Origin of the sequence: Vibrio sp. 10N.222.55.C6, from assembly GCF_041473395.1 — a bacterium.
Classification (GTDB): domain Bacteria; phylum Pseudomonadota; class Gammaproteobacteria; order Enterobacterales; family Vibrionaceae; genus Vibrio; species Vibrio crassostreae_C.
Window position 1 is genome coordinate 1 of sequence record NZ_JBFRSD010001173.1, and the last position, 290, is coordinate 290.

Consider the following 290-nt stretch of genomic DNA (forward strand, 5'->3'; position numbering starts at 1 on the left):
GCTAAACCTGTCAAAATACGAGCGATAATCAGGGTGTTATATCCAGGTGCTTGCCATGCAACTAAGTTACCGACAACAAACAGTGACATGACGGTAATCAATACGTGTTTACGATTCCACTTTCCTGTTAAAGCCGTTAAAACCGGGGCGCCAATGGCAACACCAAGTGCATAAAGGCTAACCAGCAAGCCTGCTGAAGGCAGTGATATATTTAGGTCGGAGGCCATGGTCGGGAGTAGCCCCACGATCACAAACTCCGTTGTTCCAATAGCAAAGGCGCTGAGCGTCAA

Annotated in this window: 1 protein-coding gene; it reads right to left on the bottom strand. The window is 47.9% G+C overall.

Annotated features, from left to right (window positions below):
- Positions 1-290, bottom strand: a 290-nt coding sequence (locus AB4486_RS28055; protein ID WP_372120100.1) for an MFS transporter, incomplete at both ends; no start/stop codon positions are given.